This window comes from Kribbella sp. NPDC055110 (assembly GCF_053607525.1).
Window position 1 is genome coordinate 134877 of sequence record NZ_JBSGTS010000012.1, and the last position, 22162, is coordinate 157038.

Consider the following 22162-nt stretch of genomic DNA (forward strand, 5'->3'; position numbering starts at 1 on the left):
GCGCACTCTAATATCGGCTCCGTGCAAGACCATTCAGGCTCGCCGCTGGCCATCCACGACCCCGTGCTGCGTTGGTACGACGCCAACGCACGGGAGTTGCCGTGGCGGGAGCCGGGGGCCGGGGCGTGGGCTGTGATGGTCAGTGAGTTCATGCTGCAGCAGACACCGGTGAATCGGGTGCTGCCGGCGTACCGAAGCTGGCTGGAGAGGTGGCCGAAGCCGGTGGACCTGGCGGCAGAGGCTCCTGGTGAGGCTGTGCGGGCCTGGGACCGGCTCGGGTACCCCAGGCGCGCCCTCCGGTTGCACGCGGCCGCTCAGGCGATTGTGGAGCGTCACGGCGGCGAGGTGCCGGACGACCACGCGGCTCTGCTTGCACTGCCCGGCGTCGGGACGTACACGGCCGCCGCGATCGCATCCTTCGCGTTCGGCCAACGGCACGCGGTCGTCGACACGAACGTACGTCGGGTCCTCGCGCGCTCCCTGACCGGCGTCGCGCAGCCGAGCATCTCCCCCACCGCGGCCGACCAGCGCCTCGCCGTCAGCGCACTGCCCGCCGACGAACCCACCGCAGCCCGCTGGGCCGTGGCGTCCATGGAGCTCGGTGCCCTCATCTGCACCGCCCGTACGCCGCGCTGTTCCGACTGCCCCATCCAGTCCGACTGCGCCTGGGTCCGCGCCGGAAGCCCGCCGTACGACGGTCCGCCGCGCCGCGGCCAGACGTACGAAGGCACCGACCGGCAAGCCCGCGGCCGTCTTCTGGCCGTACTGCGTAGCGCTTCGGCGCCGGTGTCCAAGGAAGCCCTCGACGCCTCCTGGCCTGACGCCGTCCAACGCGAACGCGCATTGGACGGCCTGGTAGCCGACGGCTTGGTAGAGCCACTCGCCCGCAGGCGTTATCGACTCCCCGAATAGCAAGAGGCCGGCTCGAGGAGTCGAGCCGGCCTCTTAGCGGGTGCTTCAGTTCTTCTTGCCTGCAGCCTGCTCTTCGTCGTCGGCCAGCAGGTCGAGCGGCATCGCCGGCTGGCCGGACAGCGTCGCCAGCATCTGGCGGACGTTGGTCAGCTGGGCGTTGATGCTGTCCCGGCGCTGCGTCGCGGCCGCGAGCTCACGCTCGGACTCGGCACGGATCCGCTCGGACTTGTCCTTCGCGGCGGCGACGATCTCCTGAGCCTGCCGGTTCGCGTCGGCCAGCTGCTGCTGGGACAACCGCTCGGCCTCGGAACGCGACCGGTCGGCCTCCCGCTGCACCTGGGCGGCGCGGTCGGTGACGGCGGCCAACTGCTGCTCGGCCAGTGCAGTCCGGGCAGCGAACTCCTGCTCGACCTTGCCCCGGCGCTCGGCCAGGGTGGTCTCGAAGGCAGCCGCGGCCTGGGCGGACTTGGCCCGCTCCTGCTCGTACAGCGCCTGGGCCTCGCTGCGGCGCGCAGTGGCGTCGCGCTCGGCCTCGTCACGCATGTCGTCGGCCTGGGTCCGGGCCTCTTCGAGGATCCGGGCGGCCTCCGCGTCGACTTCGCTCTTCCAGTCCAGGGAGTACTGCTCGGCCTCCTTGCGGACCTTCTTCGCGTGCGCCTCACCGTCGGCGACGATCGCCTCGGCATCGGTGCGGGCGCGGGTCACCAGGTCACGGGCCTCGTCGTCGGCCAGCGACAGGATCTTCGCCACCCGCTCGCCGAACTCGGTGAACGTCGGCGCGCGGTCCTTGGAGTCCTCCTGGGCGGAGATGACGGCCGCCTCCGCAGCGTCCGTGCGGGACTGCAGCTCCTGGACGTGCCGCTGCAGCTGCTCGGACTGCTGCTGCAGGGCGGTCAGAGAGGTGGTCAGCTCACGGATGTGCTGATCCACCTGGGCAGGCTCGTAGCCACGCAGAACGGTGCGGAACGGGGTTGGGCTTTCACTGCTCATGTTTTCCGATGCTCACTTCGATGGGTGGGTGGATCACACATTGTCACTGACAAGGATCTGACTGTCACGTCCTCATCCTGATTCCCCCGTGGAACCCTCACTGGAGGACATTCCACCACCTGGGCGGAACCCCGGTACAGCGAGTGCCTCGATCACACCCGAAAGCTGGGTGAGCTCCTTGGTGATCTCATCACGGCGCTGGTTCAGCGCGGCGACCCTCGCCTCGGCGTCGGCGAGAAGTTTTCGGGCCTGGGCACGCAAGGTGTCGGCGTGCTCGCGGGCCTGGGCCTCGAGCTGCTGAGCCTCCGCGCGGGACTTGCGGATCAGGTCGTGCGACTGGCGCTGCGCCTCGGACAGGTCGTTGGCCGCGCGCTCCCGCAGTACCTGGGTGCTCTGCTCGGCCTCGGCCTCGCGGCGGTTCGCCCGCTCGATGATCTCCCGTGCGTCCTCGGCGGCCGAGGCCTTCAGCCGGTCGGCCCGGGTCTGCGCCTGGGCGGTGACCCGCTCGGCCTCCTGCTTGGCCGCGGCCAGGGTCGACTCGGCCTGCTCGCCGGCCGAGTACAGCGTGGTCTCGGCGAGCTGGGTCAGCTCGGCGTTCTCCCTGGCGATCGCGTCCTGGGTCTGCTTGAGCCGGCTCGTCGACCGGCCGACCACACGGCGCAGGTGCGCGCGCTTCTGCTTGAGCAGCTCGGCCGCGTCGGCAGCAGCCTGCTCGCGAATCGACTGCGCCTCGGACTCCGCGGCGCCGATCAGGTCGTCGACGGTCTTCTTGCTCCACACCGTCTGCTTCTCGGCCTCGGCCATCGCCGCCTCGGCCCCCTTGTTCGCGTCCTCGACGATCCGCTGCGCCTCGGCCGACGCCGTCCGGCGGTCCGCCTCGATCGAGTCAACGACCAGCTTGGCCTGGGCCCGGGCGTCGGCCATCAGCCGCTCGTTACCGGCCTCGGCCTCGGCCTTCCGCTCGGCGATCTCCGCGACCGCCTCGGCCCGCAGCTTGTCGATCTCCAGCGAGATCGCGGCCAGCTTGGCGCGCTCGGTCTCCTCGAGCTCCGCCGTACGGCGTTCCAGCTCGGTGCGGTTCTCGCCGCGCAGCCGCTCGATCTCGGCGTGTGCGGCGGCGATCTCGACGCGGGAGCGCTCGCGAGCCGTCTCGACCTCGCGCTCGACCGCGGCGCGCAGATCGCTCGCCTCGGACTCTGCCCGGGAGATCAGGTCCGCCTCGTTGCGGCTGGCGGCCTGCGACACGAGCGCCGCCTGCTCGCCGGCGTCCGCAACCAGCTGCTGTGCCTCGCGGCTGGCCCGCTCCACCATCGCCTGGGCCGACTCGCGGGCCATCCGGGCTTCGTCGAGCAGCTCGTCGGCCTCGTCCTTCACCCGCCGCGCTTCACCCTCAGCCGCCGCAACCCGCCGATCCGCCGCTGCCTGCGACTCGGCCCGCAACTTCTCGGCCGCAGCCTCGCTCTCGACCCTCAGTCGCTCGGCGGTCGCCTCCGAATCCGCCCGGCGCTTGGCCACTTCTTCGGCCACCACAGCCCGGAGCTGCTCGGCCGCGGACTCCGACTCGACCTTCAGCCGCTCCGCAATCGCAGTCGCCTCGGCGCGGACGCGGTCGGCCTCGGCCGTGGATTCGGAGGTCAGTTTCTCGGCTGCGGCGGCAGCGTCCCGGCGTACCCGCTCGGCCTGGGCGGTTGACTCGGCGCGGAGCCTGTCAGCTGTTTCCTCGGCCTCGGAGCGAACGCGGTCGGCTTCGGCTTCGGACTCGGTACGGAGTTGCTCCGCGGCGCGCTCGGCGTCGTTCAGCACTCGCTGGGCCGCCGTCATCGCGTCCGAGCGGAGCTTCTTCGCGGCGGTCTCGGCGTCGGCCTTCAGTCGTTCGTTCGCAGCCCGGATCCGGCCGGCCTCGTCGCGGGCGAGATCGTTCTCGTGCTCGGCCTGCTCGCGGAGCGTGTCGGCGATCCGCTGGGCCCGCTCGAGCACTCCACCCGCCTGCCGCACGCCAAAGGAACCGGTGTCGGCGACCGGTTCCTGGGTCAGCGGCAGACGCGGCGCGTCCATGCGACGAGATGATTCCATCCTCGGCCCCCTTTCCGACAGTCCGGGTCCGAACAGCGTGGTCACAGGGTTACAACGCGGCAGACAGGCGGTAAGTAACTGCTTCCTCAGCAGTCGCGCGATCTTCCCATCGATCCATTGGCGGACGGAAGCCGTCTCCGTATCGAAGTGATCACGCTCCGCAGGACGATACGACCAATCAGTAGCCCCCGCGCAAATCAGGCGTGTCCAACCGTACGCCGAAGCCCACCGCAGTACTGCCCACTCCCCAACCCCCAATCCGGCCTGGACCACTCCACCCCCCAACGTTCGAGGGGATATCCGTTCCTGTTGTGGGTTCTCCGCTGGTATGCGAGGGGAGAACCCCAACACGAGGGGATATCCGGTCGTGTGCCTAATGGGTGGGCGGTCGCCGAGTTCCAGGCGGTGTCGGGCCCGGTGTGATGTGCGCGCTCGACAGGACATGTCGGGTGGCCGGGTAGTGCACCTGAGCGTGAACGCGCCTGCGCGTACACCGTCCCACCGGCGCACTACCTGTCGAGCGCGCACATCACCCCGCCACGAGCAGCCGCGCCGCCACCAACCCAGTCACCCCGCCGCACCACAACATCCACCCATCCAGCACAAGAACGGATATCCCCTGGCGTTGTGGGTTCTCCCCTCTAACACCAACGGAGAAGCCACAACGCCGACGGATATCCCCTCGTGTGCAAGGGCTCTCGTCGCGCTCGGCCGAGGCCCAGCCGGCGGCACGGACCGGGCCGGACGGTGCATGCCGCGAGCGGTGGTGTGGTGCGTGCGTGCGAGCGGTGGGTGCTGTGCGTGCGGCAGGTGCGTGCGCTGGGCGCGGTGCGTGCGGTGGGCGCGGCGCATGCGGTGGCGCGGTGGGTCCTGTGCGTGCGGTACGTGCGGCGCGCCGGGCGTGCGGTGCGTGCGAGCGGTCGACGGCTTGGCGTGGGGTTCGGGAGGCGGGTGCGGTGCGTGCGGTCGGCGGCGGCTTGAGTGGGGTTGGAGAGGCGGGAGTTGTGCATGCGAGCGGTGCGTGCTGTGCGCGCAGCGCGGTGGGTGCGGTGCGGGCGGGCGGTGGGCGGTGGTTTGCGTGGGGGCGGGAGGCGGGTGTTGTGGGGGGAACGGCGTGGTCGCCGCAACTCCTCGGGGGAGGGGTTGCGGCGACCGGGTGTTGTGTTAGCTGATCAGCTGTCGATCAGGTGTCTTGTAGGCCGGTGGTGCCGGTTGGGCCGCCGGTGGTTAGGTCGGTCAGCTCCAGGTCGGAGGCTGTCGACTTCTGGTTGCCGGTGAAGGTGAAGTACTCGGTCAGTCCGTCCTTGTCGACCGTGCCTTCCGGTGCCGCGTCGACCAGGACGATCTGGCCGGGACGCAGTTCCCCGAACAGGATCTTCTCGGCCAGCACGTCCTCGATGTCGCGCTGTAGTGCGCGGCGCAGGGGACGAGCACCCAGGACCGGGTCGAATCCACGCTTCGCGGCGAGTTCCTTCGCCGCCGGCGTGAGCTCGATGCCCATGTCCTTGTCCTTCAGCCGCTGCTCGATCTGGGCCACCATCAGGTCCACGATCCGGACGATGTCCTCCATCGTGTGCTGGTGGAAGACGACGATCTCGTCGACGCGGTTCAGGAACTCCGGCCGGAAGTGCTGCTTCAGCTCCTCGGTGACCTTCGCCTTCATCTTCTCGTACGACGACGTGGTGTCGCTGGCCTGCGAGAAGCCCAGGGAGACCGCCTTGGCGATGTCCTTGGTGCCGAGGTTCGTGGTCATGATGATCACGGTGTTCTTGAAGTCGACCACGCGGCCCTGGGCGTCGGTCAGACGACCCTCGTCCAGGATCTGCAGCAGCGAGTTGAAGATGTCCGGGTGGGCCTTCTCCACCTCGTCGAACAGCACCACGCTGAACGGCTTGCGGCGCACCTTCTCGGTCAGCTGGCCACCCTCTTCGTAGCCGACGTACCCAGGAGGCGAACCGAACAACCGGGAAGCGGTGTGCTTCTCGGAGTACTCCGACATGTCGAGGCTGATCAGCGCGTTCTCGTCGCCGAACAGGAACTCGGTCAGCGCCTTGGACAGCTCGGTCTTACCGACACCGGACGGGCCGGCGAAGATGAACGAGCCGCTCGGGCGGCGCGGGTCCTTCAGGCCGGCGCGGGTACGCCGGATCGAGCGGGACAGCGCCTTGACCGCGTCGGTCTGGCCGACGTACCGCTTGGCCAGCTCCTTCTCCATGTCGAGCAGCCGCGAGGACTCCTCCTCGGTCAGCTTGAAGACCGGGATGCCGGTCGCGGTGCTGAGCACCTCGGCGATCAGCTCCTCGTCGACCTCGGCGACGACGTCCATGTCGCCGGCCTTCCACTGCTTCTCACGCTCGGACTTCGCGTTGATCAGCTTCTTCTCGTCGTCCCGCAGCCGGGCGGCGCGCTCGAAGTCCTGCGCGTCGATCGCCGACTCCTTCTCCCGGCGAACGGTGGCGATCTTCTCGTCGAACTCGCGCAGGTCCGGCGGAGCGGTCATCCGGCGGATCCGCAACCGGGCGCCGGCCTCGTCGATCAGGTCGATCGCCTTGTCCGGCAGGAACCGGTCCGAGATGTACCGATCGGCCATCTGCGCGGCGTTCACCAGCGCGGCATCGGTGATGGTCACCCGGTGGTGTGCCTCGTACCGGTCGCGGAGGCCCTTGAGGATCTCGATCGTGTGTGCGATCGAGGGCTCGGCCACCTGGATCGGCTGGAAGCGGCGCTCCAGCGCGGCGTCCTTCTCGACGTACTTGCGGTACTCGTCGAGCGTGGTGGCGCCGATCGTCTGCAGCTCACCGCGGGCCAGCATCGGCTTCAGGATGCTCGCCGCGTCGATCGCGCCCTCGGCCGCACCGGCCCCGACGAGGGTGTGGATCTCGTCGATGAACAGCACGATGTCGCCGCGGGTGCGGATCTCCTTGAGCACCTTCTTCAGGCGTTCCTCGAAATCACCGCGGTAGCGCGAACCGGCCACCAGGGCACCCAGGTCGAGGGAGTAGATCTGCTTGTCCTTCAGCGTCTCCGGGACGTCACCACGGACGATCTGCTGGGCCAGACCTTCCACGATGGCGGTCTTGCCGACGCCCGGCTCACCGATCAGGACAGGGTTGTTCTTGGTACGCCGGGACAGCACCTGCATGACCCGCTCGATCTCGGTCTCGCGCCCGATCACCGGGTCGAGCTTCGCCTCACGAGCGGACTGGGTGTAGTTCCGGCCGAACTGGTCGAGCACCAGGGAGCTGCTGGGTGCACCCTCGGGGGCCGTGCCCTGCGGCGACGACTCCTTGCCCTGGTAACCGCTCAGCAGCTGGATGACCTGCTGCCGGACCTTGTTCAGGTCCGCACCGAGCTTGACCAGGACCTGCGCTGCGACACCCTCACCCTCACGGATGAGGCCGAGCAGGATGTGCTCGGTGCCGATGTAGTTGTGGCCCAGTTGCAGGGCCTCGCGCAGGGAGAGCTCCAGCACCTTCTTGGCGCGGGGAGTGAACGGGATGTGCCCGCTCGGTGCCTGCTGCCCCTGGCCGATGATTTCCTCGACCTGGGACCGAACGGCTTCGAGCGAGATACCCAGGCTCTCGAGAGCCTTGGCGGCGACCCCTTCACCCTCGTGGATCAGGCCGAGCAGGATGTGCTCGGTCCCGATGTAGTTGTGACTGAGCATCCTGGCTTCTTCCTGTGCCAGGACGACTACCCGACGGGCGCGGTCCGTAAATCGTTCAAACATCGCCAAAGCGCTCCTTGCCTCAGAGGAGTCGGACGTGCCGTGTTGGCCGACCCCCGTACATGCATGCTAGTCCCCGGCACCGACAGCCTCGCTCTCGGCGAACAACCGATCACGCTTCCACCGGCCCTCCGGGCGGCATCACAAGGGAACAACCGCACTGGTAACCAGCGTGTTCCCGGTGCACCGCGATCCGACAGCGTGTTCGCCACCAGCGAATTCCCAGAACTGCCTGCCGGGTCAGCCATCAGATCCGACACGCCGTGTCCCACTCTGTGAAACAACCGGAATGCGGACGGTCCCGACACCTCTAAGGGTGCCGGGACCGGCGACAGCTGAAAACCCACACCACCCCGCCGAGCGGAGCGAGGCGGGAAGTTACTTCGCGTCGTTGTACGCCGCGCGCACCTCGGCGGAGATCCGGCCGCGCTCGCTGACCTCGTAACCGTTCTCCTTGGCCCAGGCCCGGATGTCCGCGGAGTCCGAGGCCGACCGGCCCCGGCCGCGCGCCCGGCCCGCCGCACCCCGGCGGCCGGCCACCCGGCGCCCGGAGCCGACATACGCGGCGAGGGCGTCGCGCAGTTTGGCGGCATTCTTCTTGGACAGGTCGATCTCGTAGGTCGTTCCGTCCAGCCCGAAAGTGACGGTCTCGTCGGCCTTACCGCCGTCGAGATCGTCCTCGAGAACCACCTGCACCCTTTGTGCCATCGATGACAACCTTTCCGCGCCCGCCATCGGGCACAATCCCCCTGCTGAATTGTTAGCACCTGATTTGTACCGCACAAACCAGGTGCTTGTCATTCATCGACGCTGCGCAGTCATGGTGACCTTGCGTATTCATCCGGTTCGAACCGGCCGGTCCGGAATAAATTCGGCCCCTGGATTTGCGAAGGCCGTCCGTTGTGCTATGCAACGACCCTGTGTCCGGATTCGAAAATCACTCCGGACGCAGCAACGGGAACAGAATCGTCTCCCGGATACCGGTCCCGGTGAGCAGCATCACCAGGCGGTCCAGGCCCATCCCCATCCCGCCGGCCGGCGGCATCCCGAATTCCATCGCGCGCAGGAAGTCCTCGTCGAGATCCATCGCCTCCGGGTCGCCCGCGGCGGCCTGCAACGACTGCTCCACCAGGCGATCGCGCTGGATCACCGGGTCGTTGAGCTCCGAGTACGCGACCCCGAGTTCGACGCCGTTGAAGAACAGGTCCCAGGCCTCGACCAGCCCCGGAATTTCGCGGTGCGGCTTCGCCAGCGGCCGTGCCGACTCCGGATAGTCGCGGACAAAGGTGGGCTGGATCAGGGTGTGCTCGCAGAGCTTCTCGAACAAGTCGACGGCGATCTCGCCGGCATTCCGGCCCGGCTGCAGCTCGACGTCGTGCTGCTCGGCCAACTTGGTCAGACTGGCCAGGTCGGTGCTCGCGTCGACACTCTCCCCGACCGCTTCCGAGAGCAGCCCGAAAAGCGTCGCGTGCTGGAACGGCTGCTCGATGTCGATGATCGAACCGTCGCGCCCGGTGACCGTCGTACGGCCGATCGCACGGCCCGCGTTCCGGATCAGCTCCTGGATCAGCTCGGCCATCGTGTCGTAATCGCCGTACGCCTGGTACGCCTCGATCATCGAGAATTCCGCCGAGTGGGTGGAGTCCAGCCCCTCGTTGCGGAACGTCCGGCCGATCTCGTAGACCCGGTCGACGCCGCCGATCATCGCGCGCTTGAGGTCGAGCTCGAGCGCGATCCGGAGCTTCATCTCCTGGTCGAACGCGTTCAGGTGGGTCGAGAACGGCCGGGCCGCGGCGCCGCCGTTGGTCAGCTGCAGCACCGGCGTCTCGACCTCGACGAAGCCGTGCCCGTCGTACGTCGCGCGCAGCGCCTTCAGGACGGCTGCCTTCGCGCGGACCATCTCGCGCGCCTCGGGACGCACGATCAGGTCGACGTACCGCATCCGGACGCGGGCCTCTTCGCTGAGCGGCTTGTGCTCGTTCGGGAGCGGGCGGAGCGTCTTCGCGGCCATCTGCCACGCGGTCGCCTGCACGGACAGTTCACCGCGCCGGCTGGTGATCACCTCGCCCTGGACGGCCAGCAGGTCGCCGATGTCGACGAGCTGCTTGAACCGGGCCAGCTCCTCCTCGCCGAGGTCGGCGAGCGAGAACATCACCTGCAGCTCGGTCCCGTCGCCCTCGCGGAGCCGGACGAAGCAGAGCTTGCCGGTGTTGCGCAGGAAGATGACGCGGCCGGCCACCGAGACCTGCTCACCGGTCCGGGTGTCGGGCTCCAGGTCCTGCGTGTCGTACTTCGCCCGCAGGTCCTTGAGCAGGTGCGTCCGGGCTACCGAGATCGGGTACGGCGGCACGCCTTCCGCCAGCAGGCGGTCACGCTTCTCCCGGCGAACCCGCATCTGCTCGGGCAGGTCGTCCTGCCCGCTGTCGGGGTTCACCGGGTCCACGTGCGTATCAGTCATGGCTTAAGGCTAGTGACTGACCGCCTCCAGCTCCGAATCCTTTGATTCTTCCTTGCTCCGGGCGACGAGGACACCGGCCACCGCCGCGGCCACCGCACACGCCACTCCACAGGTGACGAACATCCCGCGCGCACCGAGCAACGCACCCGCCGCACCACCGAGCAGCAGGGCCAGGATGCTGAACGACCGGATCGTCCCGTTCAGCGCCGCGATCACCCGGCCGCGGACGTGCTCGGCCGACCTGGTCACCACCAGCGCACTGATCGCTGCGTTCAGCAAACCGCTGGCGACTCCGATCGCGGTGGCCCCGATCATCAGCGTCACGAAGTTCCCGGCCAGGCCCATCAGCACGCAGGACCCGCCGATCCCCGCCATCCCGCCGACGACGGCCCCAGACCGCCCACGGTCGCCGCGCAGCCGGCCGCTGTACCAGGCCCCGAAGATCGCGCCGGCCCCGGTCGCCGCGCCGGCCGCGCCGTACAGCGCGGGACCGAGACCGAGTTCGCGGGTGATCAGCTGGATCTCGACGACGTTGACTGCCTCGCCGACCACCACGAACAGCCAGAGGGCCGGTACCAGGATCCGCAGGATGCTGTCACCGAAGATCAACTGCAGACCGGCCGCGACGCCGCCTCGCTCGCCACGCTCTCCCAGCTCCGGCCGGCGGCGGGTCCGCACCAGGCGCGCGACCAGCACCAGCACCAGGAAGCTGGCGCTGTCGACCAGCAGCGCACCGCGAGAGCCGGACCACGCGACCAGAACGCCGCCCGTCGCGGACCCGGCGAGCGTGGCGACGCCGATCAGCGCCTGGCTGATCCCGGTGGTGCGGCCGACGAGGTCCTCGCCCACGATCCGTGGGATCAGCGCTCCCCAGGCCGGGCCGGCGACGGCCTGGCCGACCTGCAGGACGCAGACCAGGGCGAGCGTCTGGACCAGGTCGTGCACGAAGGCGAGCCCGATTCCGGCGGCGGCCTGCAGCAGACCCGACCAGACCAGGACGGTGCGGGAGTCGAAGCCGTCGACGATCCGCCCGGCGAACGGGATCATCGCGACGGTCGGTACGGCGAAGGCCAGCAGCAGGGCCGTGACGCCGGCCGTGCCGTGAGTGTCGGAGACCCGCAGCATCAGCGCGATCATCGCGATCGAGTCGCCTGCGTAGGACAGCGCGCGAGCGGGCAGCACCAGCCGGATGTCCCGGGACGACCAGAGCGAGGTCTGAAGTGTTTGCTTCATAGTTGTGAAGTAAACACTTCAGATTTTGCGACGTCAAGTGGTTCGCTACGCTGACCTCGTGGCGAAGAAGAAGAGGCTGGTGATCACGGACCCGAAGGCGATCCGTGCGCTCGCGCACCCGGCCCGGCAGCGGGTCATCGACGAGCTGTTCAACGGCAAGGTGCTGACCGCGACCGAGTGCGCCGAGCTCGCCGGGCTGACGCCGTCCGCGATGAGCTACCACCTGCGCGCGCTGGAGAAGTGGGGCATCATCCAGCGCGCCGACGAGTCCGCCGACGGCCGCGAGCGGCCCTGGCAGGCACCGGCCGCCAGTCTGGTGATCTCGTCGCAGTCCACCGGCGCCGGACGGCTGGCGAGCCAGGCGATGATCAAGACCGCGATGGACGCGGTCCTCGACCAGTTCGTCGACATGGCCCCGGACGATCCCTGGGACGGCGTCAGTTCGATGAGCCGGTCCCGGCTGTGGCTGACGCATGACGAGGCGGAGCAGTTCAACCAGGACCTGACCGACCTGGTCGACCGCTACAAGAAGACGCGGACGGCCGCGAACCATCCGGCCGGGACGCGGGAGGTGACGTCGCTGATCGCCGTCGTACCGACCGGGGATCCGCCGAAGGACAGCTGAACCGTTAGCTACCGATCTGCGTATCTCGGAGTACCTTCGAATCAAGAGGTACTTTCCGCCGCCGGGTGGTCGCCATGCAGTCCTGGATCCTGTGGTTGATCGTCGCCGCCGTCCTCGGCACGGCCGAGTTGATGACAGCGACCTTTGATCTGCTCCTGCTCGCCGTCGCCGCGCTCTCCGCGGCCGGGATCGGCGCGCTCGGGCTCGGCATCGCCTTCCAGGTGGTCGCGTTCGCCGTCACCGCCGTCGCGATGGTCACGCTGGTCCGGCCGGTCGCCCGCCGGCACCTGACCGGCCACCCGGGACTGCGCACCGGTGTCGCCGCGCTGGTCGGGCGCGAGGCCGTCGTACTCGCAGCGTGTGACCGCGACGCCGGCCGCGTCCGGATCGGCGGCGAGGAGTGGAGCGCCCGCTCCTACGACCCGCACCTGCAGATCCCCGCCGGTACTCGGGTCGACGTGTTCGCCATCGAGGGGGCTACCGCCCTCGTCCATCCTCAGGAGGAACCATGGCCGAACTGATCATCGGTATCGTCGTCGCGCTGCTCGCCGTCGTGCTGGTACTGCGGACCGTGCGGATCGTCCCGCAGGCGCGAGCCAGCAACGTCGAGCGCCTCGGCCGGTACCTGCGCACGCTCGAGCCCGGGCTGAACATCGTGATCCCGTTCGTCGACCGGCCCCGGCAGCTGATCGACCTGCGCGAGCAGGTGGTCTCGTTCCAGCCGAACTCGGTGATCACCGAGGACAACCTGGTCGTGCACATCGACACGGTGCTGTACTTCCAGGTCACCGATCCGCGCGCGGCGGCGTACGAGATCCAGAACTACATCCAGGCGATCGAGCAGCTGACCGTGACCACGCTGCGGAACGTGATCGGCGCTCTGGACCTGGAGAAGACGCTGACGTCGCGCGAGCACATCAACTCGATCCTGCGCGGTGTCCTCGACGAGGCGTCCGGCAAGTGGGGCATCCGGGTCAACCGGGTCGAGCTCAAGGCGATCGAGCCGCCGGCGTCGATCAAGGAGTCGATGGAGAAGCAGATGCGGGCCGAGCGGGAGAAGCGGGCCGCGATCCTGAACGCCGAGGGCCAGCGCCAGTCCCGGATCCTGACCGCCGAGGGTGACCGGCAGGCCGCGATCCTGCGGGCCGAGGGTCAGGCGAAGGCGATCGACACCGTCTTCGAGGCGATCCACCGCAACGACCCGGACCCGAAGCTGCTCGCGTACCAGTACCTGCAGATGCTCCCCGAACTGGCCAAGGGCCCCGGCAACACGTTCTGGGTGATCCCGTCCGAGGTCACCACCGCACTACAGAACGTCAGCAAGGCGTTCAGCGGCGAACCGACCCCGCAGGTCCCGTCAGACAACGGCCATAACCCTGAGATTTCCCGGGGATAGTTGCCCCGTCACCAAATCGGTTGGGTGACGATGTCACTATGGGTGCATGGGGGAACCTCTGCTCGCTCAGGCGATCGCCATCCCTACCGGGGTGGCCATCCTGGCGTATCTGGTGGTCGGACTTGTCATCGGCGTGGAGAGCATGGGTGTGCCGCTGCCCGGTGAGACCACACTCATCGCGGCCGCGCTGCTCGCCTCGCAGCACCATCTGAAGATCGAGTTCGTCATCCTGGCGGCCGCGCTGGGCGCGATCATCGGCGACTCGATCGGGTACTTCGTCGGTCGGAAGGCCGGCCGCAGCCTGTTCGAGCGGCTCGGCCGGCGGTTCCACCACTTCTCCGAGGAACGGATCGTCCGGGCCGAGAAGTACTTCCACAAGTACGGCGTCTGGACGGTGTTCTTCGGCCGCTTCGTCGCGCTGCTGCGGATCTTCGCGGGCCCGATGGCCGGCATGCTGCGGATGCACTACCCGCGGTTCCTGGCCGCGAACGCCGCCGGCGGTATCGCCTGGGCGACCACGATCGGTGTCGTCGCGTACAAGATCGGCGACAACGCCGACAAGATCTTCGGCCGGGTGTCCGTCGGCGCGCTGATCGCCGTCGCGGTCGTGGCGGTCGCGCTGTACGTCGTACACAAGATCCGCAAGCGCCGCCGGGAGCAGGTCGCCGAGCCGGCACCAGCCGAGTCAGCGGACGTGTAGTTCCAGCCCCGGCGTGGTGATCCCGTCCATCGGCCGGCCGAACATCATCGCGCCCGGGATCACGAACCGGTAGACGAAGTCGCCCGGCTGGGCCGCCTTGAACGCCAGCGCGGCCGCGCCATTGCGCATCGGCAGTGCCTTCGAGTTCACCCACCGGCGGGTCTGCCGGTTCCAGGCCTGCAGCATCACGGTCGTGTTCATGGCCGGCTTCACGGTGACGGAGACGGTCACCATCGAGCCCTTCGCCTTCGCCGTGTTCCCGCCGGCGAATCCGGCCGACGCGACCCGGACGACGCTCTTCGTGTACGCCGGCTTGCTGGTCGACGTACCTGTCTGCGTCGCGCCCTTCATGTTCTCCGGCACGATGATCTTGTACGGGCGACTGCCGCCGGTCGGCACCGCGATGTCGTAGTACCCACCGGCCGTCGTCGACCCGCGCGCGGCCGGCGTCCACCGCGAACCTGGGGCGACCTGGGTCAGTACCACGACCGGTACGCCGGCCGGCGTCGCACGCTTGCTCGTACACGGCGACTCGAGGTCGCAGCCGACCTGGTGCAGGATGACTCGCCCGCGGACGCGGATCGGCACGCTGAACTGGGCCAGCGCTGGTACGGCGGCGTTGATCGAACTGGTCAGCCCGAGCACCTGCCCGCCGATGCGCGTGCTCCACTCGTTCTGGGTGCGTAGCTGGAAGACGTACGGCGGTTTGATGCTCTTGATCACCTGCCGAGTCGAGGTTGTCGCCGGGCCGATCACCTTCAGCATCTGACCGGGCCGACCGATCATCGGCACGTACCGCTGGGTCCTCTTGCCCTTCACGTCCAGCGGGTCGTTCGGCGTGAAGTCCTGCGGAGCGACCGGCACCGACCATCTGATCAGCACCCCGCGCCCCTGCGGCGCCACCGCCGACGCGCTCGGCCGCACCGGGCCGTCGGTGTCGAACACCGGCGACTTGGTGAGCTTGCTGGTCACCCCGCCCTGCGAGGTACCGGTCCCGACCGCGATCTTGTAGTTTCCGTCCGGCGGGAACTCCGAGGTCGGGATCTCCCACTGGTTCGGCGCACCGGCCGGGATGTACTTCACGTACGACGGGCTCTCGCTGAGCACGCCCTCGATCGTGATCCGGTTCGGCTGCCCGTTGTCCTTCCAGGTCACCAGCACCGCAGCTCGCCCCTTGGGCGCCCACGCGACGGCGACATCGGCCGGCGCCGGATCGGAGGCACAGGCAGTCAGCGAGGCAGCCCCCGCAATCACCGCCAGCGCAACGGCCAGGGCGTGCCGCACTCCGACCACCTCGTCTCAACCGCCTCACGATCAACCTGCTGAACCATACCCAGTCACAGGTGCCGGATCCCCACGGCCGTTGCCGGATCGGTATGGCGCACCTACCGTGAGGTAGAGGTCGCGCGGCTAGGTGGCGCCGTCGCGAGCGTCGTCCCGCGGAGTGCTGGGCAAGGCGGAGGAGGGAGACGGGACGGAGTCCCGGCGACCGACGACAACGCCGCCCAGTGCCCGCGGGGCGGCGCGTAGCAGGCGCCACCTAGCCGCGGGACCTCTAAGCCACTGAGGGGGGAACCACGATGGCATTCATCAGCACGCCGAATGATCCGGAGCTCTTTGCGGCCAACCGGGCGCCGGCCGGGCACGTGCCCAACTTCGTCCACACGTTCGCCGCGCGACCGGCCGTGTACGACGCGTGGAAGCAACTGAACGGCGCGATCAAGGAGTCGATGGACCTGCGCCGCTACGAGCTCGCCACGCTGGCCGCTGCGACCGCGCTGAAGTCGAGCTACTGCAGCCTCGCGCACGGGCAGGTCCTGGCCGACAAGTTCTACACCGCAGAGGAAGTTGCCGCCCTCGTCGACGAGCCGGCGAACGATCCCGTCGACCGCGCCGTGATGGCGTTCGCCCGGCAGGTCGCACTCGCCGCTGACACGGTCACCCAGGCGGACGTCGACGTACTGAAAGCACACGGCCTGACGGACGCCGACGTACTCGACGTAGCCCTCGCGGCCGCGGCCCGATCCTTCTTCTCCAAAACCCTCGACGCCACCGGCACCCAACCGGACGCCGCCTTCAACGGCCTTCCCGAAACCCTCCGCGAAGCCCTCACCGTCGGCCGCCCGATCTACTCGGGCTGATTGTTCGGAGGCCCGCCGTGGTGGTGGGTGGTGGTGACGCCGGTGTACATGAGGTGGGTGACGAGGCCTTGCGCGGCGTGCGGAAGGTTGTGGCAGTGGTCCATCCAGATGCCTGGGTTGTCGGCCACGAAGGCGACCTCGTAGGTCTCCTTGTTCTCGACGTTGAGGGAGTCCGTCCGCCACGGGCTTCCGGTCGCGGCCACCCCGTTGCGGCTCAGTACGACGACGTGGTGGCCGTGCAGGTGCATCGGGTGGACCTGGCCCGAGGTGTTCTTGATCGTCATCCGGACGATGTCGCCCTCGCTCACCACGAACATCGGCACGTCCGGGTACTGGTGCCCGTTGATCGTCCACCACAGTCCGGGTTTCCCGTCGAAGAACCCGATCCGCCGGCCGATCTCGTACCGGAACATCCGCGTCGCCTTCGCGGGATCGAACCCGAGCGGCTTCGGCTTCCCGTAACTCAGCAGGTCGACCCGATCCCCCGGCTCGGTCCCGGTCGGTGCGTCACCGTCACCGATGACCAGCGTCGTCGGTCCGCCACCGAGCCCGATCCGCACGGCCTTCGTCGTACGGACCTCGAGGTCCACCCGTCCACCCGCGGTGACGAGCACTGCCTTCCCACTCACCTCGGTCGGCGCGTTCACCTCGGTCCCGTCGACCGCGACCACCTTGTACGACGCGCCGTCGACCCAGACCGCCATCGGTCCGTTGTCGGTGTTGATCAGACGCACCCGTGCGACCGGACCGGGTGCCCGCACGCGACGTTCGCCGTACTCGCCGTTGACCGTGCGGACCTTGTCGTACGTGTGCACCGCCGCGATCACGTCCGTCGCGGTGGGCTGGACGATCAGTACGCCGTACAGACCCTTCTGCACCTGCTCGTGCGAGACCTGGTGCGAGTGGTACCAGTACGTGCCGGCGTCCTTCGCGACGAAGCGGTACACGTACCACTTGCCCGGCGGGATCGCATCCTGCGTGACGCCCGCGGCACCGTCCTCGGCATTCGGTACGTCGACACCGTGCCAGTGCAGTGTGATGCCGTCGGCAACGTTCTCGTTGTGCAGGGTGACCTGGACGAGATCGCCTTGTTTCGCGACGATCCGCGGACCCGGCGACGTGTGGTTCAACGTGTACCCGTCCATCGGCCCGCGTCCGGGGAGGTCGAACCGCTCCTTCCGCGCGACGAGATCCACCGCGACGTCGGGCGTCTGGTCAACGGGCCCGGTCAACTGGCTGACGTCGGTACCGTGATGCGCGGCCGACGGTCCGCCACCGTAGTCGGCGTACCCCATCGTCATCGGCGACAGGTCGTCCGGGATCAGGCTCCGCTGCCAGAAGAACCCGATCGGCGCCAGCACGACGAGCGTCGCGACGACCGCGATCAGCACCCGACGAGACGGCGGCCGCACCCTCACGACCGCCGTACGTCAGTTGCCAACAGCATCTAAGTGGTCGCCTCGGTGGCCGCCGCCGCGGACTCGGTGGCCGCCGGTGCGGCCGCTCGCCGGGACGCCATCACCGCAACTGCCATCAGGGCGAACGCGTTCAGCCCGTGCAGCGCGCCGATCGCCGGCACCCCGAACGACGCGGCGGCAAGCCCGAACTGCAACGCGACCAGGCCGAAGACGTACAGCGCCCACCGCACGCCGCCGTCGACCTTCGCGAAGAACGAGATGACCAGCAGCACGATCGCCAGCAGCGGGATGACCCCGCTGCCCACGATCGAATGGATCAGGTGTCCGACATTGGCATCGGAGTTCTTGTCGAACACCAAGCCGCCGTCGACGTCCTTCATCACTGTGAACCACGCCAATGCGATCGCCATCGCCTGGACGATCACCAAGATCGCGATCAAGCCGGCCAATGCACGGTAGACAGACCTCATATTTCCCCCCACCCCGGAAGTCACCTAACTCATGGTGATCCAGATCACCTCAAGGGCACAAGAGGTTAATCGTCAGCCGTGGTTGCGGGGCCTGGTGTGATGTGCACGCTCGACAGGACATGTCCAGTGAACAGGTAGTGCACCTGAGCGTGAACGCGCCCGTGCGTACACCGTCTCACCGGTGCACTACCTGTCGAGCGTGCACACCACCCCGCCACGAGCAGCCGTCCCGCCACCAACCCCATCACCCAGCCACCCATCCGGCAGAAGACCGGATATCCCCTGGTGTTGTGGGTTCTCCCCTCTAGTACCAGCGGAGAAGCCACAACACGGTCGGATATCCCCTCGTGTGCGAGGGCTCTTGTCGCGCCTGACCTCGGGCCGGCCGGCGGGATGGACCGGGCGGTGCGGGCGGTGGTGCGGTGCACGCGGTGGTGCGGTGCGTGCGGTGGTGCGGTGCGTGCGGTGACGCGGTGCGTGGGGTGATGCGGTGCGTGGGGTGATGCGGTGCGTGGGGTGGTGCGGTGCGTGGGGTGGTGCGGTGCGGGCGGTGCGGGCGGTGCGGGCGGTGCGGGCGGTGCGGGCGGTGCGGGCAAGCGATGGTGCGGTGGGGACTGGATACAGGAGCTGGTGGGCGGAGACAGGGAATGTCGGGTTCCAGGCCTCCACGGCTTGTTTCACGTCCCCGGATGCGGCCGCCAACACCCACACATCGGACCGGAGAGCCGGTTAATGCTCAGCCGTGGTTGCGGGCGAAGGCCTGATACAGACCGCGCAGGGTCAGCAACGGTTCGTCGCGGACCGGGGTGTTCAGCTGGCCGGTGAGCAGCGGTGCGAGGGCGCCGGTGAGTACGACCGCGACGTCGTCGTTCAGAGACTGCTCGGTCCGGATCCGCGCGACCAGACCGTCGACCAGTGCGGCGAACCCGTGGATCGCGCCGGACTGCAGCGCCTCGACGGTGTTCTTCGCGACCACCGAGCGCGGCCGGACCAGCTCGACGCGGCGCAGTTGCGCGGCCGCCTGCCCGAGTGCGTCGGTCGCGGTTTCGATGCCTGGGGCAATCACTCCGCCGATGAAGGCGCCGGCCGGGTTGACCACGTCGATGGTGATCGCCGTACCGACATCGACCACCAGGCAAGGCGCGCCGTACAGCGCCACCGCGGCGAGTGCGTTCGCGATCCGGTCCGTGCCGACCTCCCGCGGGTTGTCGACCAGCACCGGCAGACCGGTCTTCACCCCCGGCTCGACGACCACGCTCGGCACGCCCTGGTAGTAGCGCGACACGACGTCCCGCAACTCGTGCAGCACATGCGGTACGGCGGAACACACAGCGATCCCCGACACCGGCGATTCACCGGTGAGCAGGCCCTGCAGCAGCACGGCCCATTCGTCCGCCGTACGCCGTGGATCGGTCCCGACCCACCAGTGCCGCTTGACCGTGCCTTCGAACACCAGGCCGACCAGCGTCCTGGTGTTCTCGACGGCAACGGCCAGCAACACTCAGGCCTCCTTGAGGTCCAGGGCGATGTCGAGCACCGGCGCGGAGTGTGTCAGCGCACCGACCGCGAGGAAGTCGACACCGGTCTCGGCGACCTCTCGCGCCTTGTCCAGCGTGAGTCCGCCGGAGGCTTCCAGCCGCGCCCGGCCGGCCACCTTCTCGACGGCTTCGCGCAGCAGCGGGACGTCCATGTTGTCCAGCAGGATCAGCTCGGCGCCGGACTCGACCGCGATCACCGCGTCCTCGACCGAGTCCACCTCGACCTCGATCGAGATCTCCGGGTACGCCTTGCGCACCAGCCGGAACGCCTCCGCGACGCCACCGGCCGCGATCACGTGGTTGTCCTTGATCAGCGCGGCGTCCGAAAGACCCATCCGGTGGTTCTTCCCGCCGCCGCAGCGTACGGCGTACTTCTCCAGAGACCTGAGCAACGGCATGGTCTTGCGGGTGTCGCGGATAACCGCGCCGGTACCCGCGACCGCGTCGACCCAGCTTCGGGTGAGCGTGGCGACACCACTCAGGTGGCAGAGCAGGTTCAGCGTGGTGCGCTCGGCCGTCAGGAGCTGCCGCGTCTTGCCGCGGACCGTCATCAGGACGTCGCCCCGCTGCACCGAGTCGCCGTCGCGGACGCTGTGCTCGATCTCGATCTCGTCCGGCGCGGCGACCTGCCGCAGCACCAGCTCCGCGATCTCCAAGCCCGCCACCACACCGTCGGTGCGGGCGACCAGCTCGGCGACCGACACCTGGTCCGGGTCGACCGTGGCCGTGGTCGTCACGTCGACGCCTCCGGCCAGGTCCTCCTCGATGGTTGCCCGCACGAGGTCACCGACCCACTGGCGGTCGACTGTCTCATCCATGCCGGTCATTCTCCTCGGATTCGCGCGAAACAAACGTGGTCTGCGGCACAGCCTGGTGATCAAGTGTCACGTCCAGGCTTCCGAACCAGTGCAGATCATCGCGGTCCGGGTGGTCCTCGCGCCAGTGCGCGCCACGGCTTTCTTCGCGGGCGGTCGCCGCGGCGATCAGGGCGGAGGCGACCGTCACCAGGTTCGTCGCCTCCCAGCCCGGTGTGCCCGGCTCGTCGTACGGCTGCTCGATCAGCTTGGCGATCGCCGCACCCGCCTCCGACAGCCCGGTCGCGCTCCGGATCACGCCGGCGCCGACGGTCATGGCCCGCTGCAGCTCGGGTACGGCGTCCGCGTCGACGAGTCCCGGCGTACGGCGGTCCGCGACCGGCTCGCGCCGTTCGGGCAGGCCGTTCGCGAGGTGCGCGGCAATCCGGCGGGCGAACACGAGTCCTTCGAGCAGCGAGTTCGAGGCGAGCCGGTTGGCCCCGTGTACGCCGGTGCACGCAACCTCACCGCACGCGTAGAGGCCGGGCACCGAGGTCTGCCCGTTCAGGTCCGTCCATACGCCGCCGGACGAATAGTGGCAGGCGGGCGCGACCGGGATCAGTTCGCGGACCGGATCGATGCCGTGCGAGCGGCAGGACGCGAGGATGGTCGGGAACCGGACCCGCCACTTCTCGTCGCCGAAGTGCCGGGCGTCCAGGTACACGTGGTCCTTGCCGGTGGCAAGCATCTGGCGCATGATCGCCTTCGCGACGATGTCCCGCGGCGCGAGGTCGGCGAGCTCGTGCTGGCCTTGCATAAAACGTTTTCCGGTGTGGTCGACGAGGAACGCGCCCTCGCCGCGGACGGCCTCGGAAACCAGCGGCTGCTGGCCTTTCGCGCTCTTGCCCAGCCAGAGCACCGTCGGGTGGAACTGCACGAACTCCAGGTCTCGCACCTTCGCACCGGCCCGCAGCGCGAGCGCCATACCGTCGCCGGTCGAAACGCTCGGGTTGGTCGTTGCTGCGTACAACTGTCCGAGACCACCGGACGCCAGAATCACTGCCCGGGTACGGATCGCGCCGACGCCGTCCAGTTGGCCCTCGCCCATCACGTGCAACGTCACGCCGGCGATGGAGCCATCCTCGGCGGTGAGCAGGTCGAGGACCAGGGCGTGCTCGATCAGCCGGATGTCCTTGGCCCGCTTGACCGCGGCAACCAGCGCCCGCTCGATCTCGGCGCCGGTCGCGTCGCCGCCTGCGTGCGCGATCCGGTTGCGGTGATGCCCGCCTTCACGGCCGAGCGAGATCTCGCCGTCGGCCATGGTGTCGAAGCGCGCGCCGAGGTCGATCAGGTCGCGGACGGCATCCGGACCTTCGGTGACGAGCACCCGGACGGCCTCCGGGTCGCTCAGCCCGGCGCCGGCGACGAGCGTGTCCTGCAGGTGCTCCTCCGGAGAGTCCTCCGGGTCGAGGGCAGCGGCGACGCCGCCCTGCGCCCACTGCGTGGAGCCGGAGGCGACGACGTCCTTCGTCACCACCAGGACGGTGCCCAGCTCACGGGCCTTGAGCGCGGCACTCAGCCCGGCCACGCCGGATCCGATCACCACCACGTCAACTGAGTCGGTCCAGCCGGCCTCAGGCGCGGCCAGCCGTTGCGGGACTGCGGGTCCACTCATCCCGCGACGGTA

General features: G+C 68.8%; 18 protein-coding genes. 6 read left to right on the forward strand and 12 right to left on the reverse strand.

Annotated elements, in window-relative coordinates; genetic code table 11:
- The first annotated feature begins 21 nt into the window (after positions 1-21).
- Positions 22-912: an A/G-specific adenine glycosylase gene (locus tag ACWF0M_RS20670; RefSeq protein ID WP_452237306.1), complete on the forward strand. Its 891-nt coding sequence runs from the start codon at positions 22-24 to the stop codon at positions 910-912.
- A gap of 45 nt (positions 913-957) precedes the next feature.
- Here ACWF0M_RS20670 and ACWF0M_RS20675 read toward each other — a convergent pair whose 3' ends face one another.
- The 6 genes from ACWF0M_RS20675 to ACWF0M_RS20700 all read right to left on the reverse strand — a co-directional run bounded on the left by ACWF0M_RS20675 (position 958) and on the right by ACWF0M_RS20700 (position 11393).
- Positions 958-1902, reverse strand: coding sequence for a coiled-coil domain-containing protein (locus tag ACWF0M_RS20675; protein ID WP_134120527.1), 945 nt, complete (start codon positions 1900-1902; stop codon positions 958-960).
- A 72-nt stretch (positions 1903-1974) separates the two neighbouring features.
- A complete protein-coding gene (locus ACWF0M_RS20680; RefSeq protein ID WP_452237307.1) occupies positions 1975-3957 on the reverse strand; it encodes a kinetoplast-associated-like protein in 1983 nt (660 codons plus the stop codon).
- A gap of 1201 nt (positions 3958-5158) precedes the next feature.
- Complete coding sequence (locus tag ACWF0M_RS20685; protein WP_452237308.1) at positions 5159-7705, reverse strand: ATP-dependent Clp protease ATP-binding subunit; 2547 nt, start codon at positions 7703-7705, stop codon at positions 5159-5161.
- A 375-nt stretch (positions 7706-8080) separates the two neighbouring features.
- Entirely contained in the window at positions 8081-8410 is a 330-nt protein-coding gene (locus tag ACWF0M_RS20690; protein ID WP_130384932.1) for a histone-like nucleoid-structuring protein Lsr2, read from the reverse strand.
- Between the two features lie 229 nt (positions 8411-8639).
- Positions 8640-10160, reverse strand: coding sequence for a lysine--tRNA ligase (lysS, locus tag ACWF0M_RS20695; protein ID WP_452237309.1), 1521 nt, complete (start codon positions 10158-10160; stop codon positions 8640-8642).
- A gap of 9 nt (positions 10161-10169) precedes the next feature.
- Complete coding sequence (locus ACWF0M_RS20700; RefSeq protein WP_452237310.1) at positions 10170-11393, reverse strand: MFS transporter; 1224 nt, start codon at positions 11391-11393, stop codon at positions 10170-10172.
- A gap of 58 nt (positions 11394-11451) precedes the next feature.
- Here ACWF0M_RS20700 and ACWF0M_RS20705 point away from each other — a divergent pair, with 58 nt between their 5' ends.
- The 4 genes from ACWF0M_RS20705 to ACWF0M_RS20720 all read left to right on the forward strand — a co-directional run bounded on the left by ACWF0M_RS20705 (position 11452) and on the right by ACWF0M_RS20720 (position 14114).
- Positions 11452-12018 carry an ArsR/SmtB family transcription factor gene (locus tag ACWF0M_RS20705; protein ID WP_452237311.1) on the forward strand — a complete coding sequence of 189 codons (567 nt, stop codon included), beginning with the start codon at positions 11452-11454 and terminating at the stop codon, positions 12016-12018.
- Between the two features lie 74 nt (positions 12019-12092).
- Positions 12093-12539: an NfeD family protein gene (locus ACWF0M_RS20710; RefSeq protein ID WP_452237312.1), complete on the forward strand. Its 447-nt coding sequence runs from the start codon at positions 12093-12095 to the stop codon at positions 12537-12539.
- Entirely contained in the window at positions 12527-13414 is an 888-nt protein-coding gene (locus tag ACWF0M_RS20715) for an SPFH domain-containing protein (protein ID WP_452237313.1), read from the forward strand. The genes ACWF0M_RS20710 and ACWF0M_RS20715 overlap by 13 nt, the downstream gene beginning before the upstream one ends.
- Before the next feature lie 46 nt (positions 13415-13460).
- On the forward strand, positions 13461-14114 hold the full coding sequence (locus ACWF0M_RS20720) for a DedA family protein (RefSeq protein WP_452237314.1): 654 nt from the start codon (positions 13461-13463) through the stop codon (positions 14112-14114).
- Here ACWF0M_RS20720 and ACWF0M_RS20725 read toward each other — a convergent pair.
- Positions 14100-15398: a hypothetical protein gene (locus tag ACWF0M_RS20725; protein WP_452237315.1), complete on the reverse strand. Its 1299-nt coding sequence runs from the start codon at positions 15396-15398 to the stop codon at positions 14100-14102. The two genes, ACWF0M_RS20720 and ACWF0M_RS20725, sit on opposite strands and share 15 nt — an antisense overlap.
- A gap of 296 nt (positions 15399-15694) precedes the next feature.
- Between ACWF0M_RS20725 and ACWF0M_RS20730 the strand changes: the two genes are divergently transcribed.
- Positions 15695-16255: a carboxymuconolactone decarboxylase family protein gene (locus ACWF0M_RS20730; protein WP_452237316.1), complete on the forward strand. Its 561-nt coding sequence runs from the start codon at positions 15695-15697 to the stop codon at positions 16253-16255.
- Here ACWF0M_RS20730 and ACWF0M_RS20735 read toward each other — a convergent pair.
- The 5 genes from ACWF0M_RS20735 to ACWF0M_RS20755 all read right to left on the reverse strand — a co-directional run bounded on the left by ACWF0M_RS20735 (position 16243) and on the right by ACWF0M_RS20755 (position 22150).
- Entirely contained in the window at positions 16243-17667 is a 1425-nt protein-coding gene (locus ACWF0M_RS20735; protein ID WP_452237317.1) for a multicopper oxidase family protein, read from the reverse strand. The genes ACWF0M_RS20730 and ACWF0M_RS20735 overlap by 13 nt on opposite strands.
- A gap of 35 nt (positions 17668-17702) precedes the next feature.
- The gene (locus ACWF0M_RS20740; protein ID WP_452237318.1) at positions 17703-18143 is read right to left on the reverse strand and encodes a hypothetical protein; all 441 of its coding nucleotides are present in this window, start codon (positions 18141-18143) and stop codon (positions 17703-17705) included.
- Positions 18144-18879: 736 nt separating this feature from the next.
- The gene (locus tag ACWF0M_RS20745; RefSeq protein ID WP_452237319.1) at positions 18880-19644 is read right to left on the reverse strand and encodes a type III pantothenate kinase; all 765 of its coding nucleotides are present in this window, start codon (positions 19642-19644) and stop codon (positions 18880-18882) included.
- Positions 19645-20499 carry a carboxylating nicotinate-nucleotide diphosphorylase gene (nadC, locus tag ACWF0M_RS20750; RefSeq protein WP_452237320.1) on the reverse strand — a complete coding sequence of 285 codons (855 nt, stop codon included), beginning with the start codon at positions 20497-20499 and terminating at the stop codon, positions 19645-19647.
- Complete coding sequence (locus ACWF0M_RS20755) at positions 20492-22150, reverse strand: L-aspartate oxidase (RefSeq protein WP_452237321.1); 1659 nt, start codon at positions 22148-22150, stop codon at positions 20492-20494. Before ACWF0M_RS20755 ends, nadC begins: the two co-directional genes overlap by 8 nt.
- Positions 22151-22162 lie beyond the last annotated feature (12 nt).